Genomic DNA, 3,226 nt, shown 5'->3' on the forward strand with positions numbered 1-3,226 from the left:
CGACGGGGTACGCGCGGGCGCTGGACGCGGCCGGGTCGCGGCTCGTGCTCGTGGGCCGGCCGCCGCTGCCGGACGGCGTTCCCGCGTCGGTCGTCGAGTACGACAACCGGGCGGGCGCCTTCCAGGCCGCCTCGCACCTGCTGATCGCCGGGCACCGCCGGATCCTGTTCCTGGGCGGGGAGCGGCTTTTCAGCACGGCGGAGCAGCGGCGGGCGGGGTTCGAGGAGGCGTTGCGGGGTCACGGCGTCGCGCCGGACGCGGAGCTGGATCTGCCGGGTCCCTTCACGCGTTCGTCCGGCTATCTGCGGACCCGGGAGGCGCTGCGCGCGGGGGTGCGGTTCACGGCTGTCCTCGCGGGCACGGACATGGTCGCGATCGGCGCGATCGGGGCGCTGAAGGAGGCGGGTCTGCGGGTGCCGGAGGACGTCTCGGTGGTGGGTTTCGACGACGTCCCGTTCGCCGCCGACCTCACGCCGGGCCTGACGACGGTCCGGGTGCCGTACGAGGAACTGGGGCGGACGGCCGTCCGGTTGGCGTTGCGGGACCGTTCGGAGCGGGCCGGGGACCATGTCGTCCTCAGCACCCAGCTGGTGCTGCGTCGCTCGGTCGCGCCGCCCGCCTGAGGAATCTCCCGGGCGCGCAGGCGTTGAACCTTGCGTGACTTCGACACTGGCAGCGACGCGTTTCTCCGTCCTCGACCGCTCCCGCACCCGCGAGGGGCATTCGCCCGCCGAGGCTCTGCGGGACACGGTCGGGCTCGCGCGCGCCATCGAAAAACTCGGCTATCACCGGTTCTGGGTGTCGGAGCACCACGGTGTGCCGGGGGTCGCGGGGTCGGCGCCGACGGTGCTGGCTGCGGCCGTGGCGGGGGCGACGCGGACGATCCGGGTGGGGACGGGCGGGGTGATGCTGCCGAACCACCGGCCGCTGGTGGTCGCGGAGCAGTTCGGGGTGCTGGAGTCGCTGTTCTCGGGGCGGATCGACATGGGGCTCGGCCGGTCGGTGGGGTTCACGGACGGGGTGCGGCGGGCGCTGGGGCACGGCAAGGACGACGCGGAGGGGTTCGCCGTCCAGATCGAGGAGCTGCTGGGCTGGTTCGCGGGGACTTCCCCGACCGGCGTCCACGCCCGGCCGTCCGAGGGGCTGCGGGTGCCGCCGTTCGTGCTGGCGATGGGCGAGGGCGCCGAGATCGCGGCCCGAGCCGGCCTCCCGATGGTCATCGGCGACCTGCGGAACCCGGAGAAGATGCTGCGCGGCATCGACCGCTACCGTGCCGCGTTCCGCCCCTCCCCCTGGGCCGCCGAGCCGTACGTCGTCGTCTCCGGCACGATCGCCGTGGCCGAGACCCCCGAGGCGGCCCACCGCCTCCTGGTCCCCGAGGCCTGGTCGACGGCACACTCCCGCACGCACGGCGCCTTCCCGCCCCTCCCGCCCGCCGAGGACGCCGCCCGCCGCCCGATGACGGCCCGGCAGCGCGGTTTCTACGAGGACGCCCTCGCCGGCCATCTCGCCGGTACCGGGGAGGAGGTCGCCGACGGTCTGGAGCGGCTGCTGAAGGAGACGGGGGCGCAGGAGGTGCTGGTGACGACGAGCACGTACGACCGTGCGGCGCTCCTCGACTCCTACCGGCGGCTGGCGGACCTCATCGGCGCCAGGCCCGGTAGTGGTCCAGGAGTGTCTCCTCGACCGGCCGGTAGCTGATCCCCAACTCCTCGGTGCTGCGCCGGTTGTCGACGGTGAAGCGGATGCCGAGGTGGTCGCGGATGTAGTCCTGGCCGAGTCCGAACGCGGGCCCCAGGATCCGAACAGGCCAGTGGGGCAGGGCCGTTCGGGGCAGCCGCCAGTCCTTGTGGTGCCGCCGGAGGATCGTCGCCATCTGGTGGAACGACGTCATCTCCCGCTCGGCGAGGATGTACCGGCCGTGCGCGTCCGGGTTCTCGGCGGCGGCGACGTGCGCGAGGGCGACGTCGCGGACGTCGACCGTGGTGAAGCTGAAGTCCGGTGCGCCGTAGCAGAAGTAGCCCTTGAACAGCTCGTCGAGGAGGAAGAGGCTGCCGGAGTCGGAGGCCGGGGTGAGGGAGGGGCCGAGGATCAGGCCGGGGTTGACGGAGACCATCGTCCAGCGGTCCTGGGCGGCGCAGGCGTCCCACGCCGCCTTCTCCGCAACGGTCTTGGAGTAGTGATAGGGGTTGTTCTCCACCGTGCTGGTCGAGTTGACGTGCTTCTCGGTCAACTCGCCGCCCATGTCGGTGAATACGTCCGCGTAGGTGCCGAAGATCGCGCCGACCGTGGACGTGAACACGAGCCGCTCCACGCTCTTCGTGCGCTCGACGGCCCCCAGGACGTTGCGGGTTCCGGTGAGGGCGGGTTCGACGACGTCCCGGTACCCGTCCTTGATCTTCTCCGGCATGAGGAACGGGGAGGCGACGTGGAAGACGACGCGGCAGCCGCGCGCGGCCTCGTCGAAGGAGCCCTCGTCCAGCAGGTCGGCCTCGAACAGCCGGAGCCTGCCGGGGTGTTGGTAGCCGAGTGCCGTGAGCGGGGCGACCTTCGCGGCGGTGTCGAGGCGGCGGACGGTGGCGTGCACCGTGTAGCCGCGTTCCAGCAACTCCCGTACCAGATGGGCTGCGACGAATCCGCTGCCGCCCGTCACCAGGACCGTGTTCACCCGGTCATGATCCCACTTCGGCCGCTCGGGCGAGAGACCTGCGGTCCGGGTGTTTCCCGGAGTCGACGACCGGCAGCACCTCCACCTCGGCGACCAGTCGGCGTGCGGTGACGACCCGCCAGACGGAGGTGAACAGGGAGTCGTCGCCGACGAACGCGGGCGCCGTGGACTCGGCGCCCTCGGCCGTCCGGTACCTGATCCGCACCGGCTGCACGGGCGCACCGGCGTCCAGCGCGGCCTGGAACACGGCACGCCGGAACCGGCCGTGCTCGCGTCCGCACCAGGTGGACCCCTCGGGGAACACGGCGACGGCCTGGCCCGCCCGCAGGGCGCCGGCGATGCGGGAGACCGTGTCGGGCAGGGCGCGCAGCCGGTCGCGGTCGATGAACAGGGAGGCCCGCGCGGCGATCGGGCCCGCCACGGGCCACTGCCGGATCTCCCGCTTCGCCAGCATCCGCGCGGGCCGCACGGCCGCGAGGAGCGGCACGTCCAGCCACGAGATGTGGTTCGCGACGACCAGCAGCCCGCCGTCCGGGGGCGCGGCGCCGGTGATCCGCA

4 protein-coding genes are annotated in these 3,226 nt (G+C 73.0%); 2 read left to right on the forward strand and 2 right to left on the reverse strand.

The genetic code is table 11. The features are described 5' to 3' along the window. Both ACVNF4_RS34170 and ACVNF4_RS34175 read left to right on the forward strand, forming a co-directional pair. On the forward strand, window positions 1–623 hold a 623-nt coding region (locus ACVNF4_RS34170), incomplete at its 5' end, for a substrate-binding domain-containing protein (RefSeq protein ID WP_461806757.1). Window positions 624–657: 34 nt separating this feature from the next. Next, window positions 658–1,701: an LLM class flavin-dependent oxidoreductase gene (locus tag ACVNF4_RS34175; protein WP_461806758.1), complete on the forward strand. Its 1,044-nt coding sequence runs from the start codon at window positions 658–660 to the stop codon at window positions 1,699–1,701. Here the strand turns inward: ACVNF4_RS34175 and ACVNF4_RS34180 are convergent. Then, complete coding sequence (locus tag ACVNF4_RS34180) at window positions 1,643–2,668, reverse strand: NAD-dependent epimerase/dehydratase family protein (RefSeq protein ID WP_461806759.1); 1,026 nt, start codon at window positions 2,666–2,668, stop codon at window positions 1,643–1,645. The genes ACVNF4_RS34175 and ACVNF4_RS34180 overlap by 59 nt on opposite strands. 4 nt (window positions 2,669–2,672) lie before the next feature. After that, on the reverse strand, window positions 2,673–3,226 hold a 554-nt coding region (locus ACVNF4_RS34185), incomplete at its 5' end, for a lysophospholipid acyltransferase family protein (RefSeq protein ID WP_461806760.1).

The organism is Streptomyces sp. S6, from assembly GCF_054880855.1.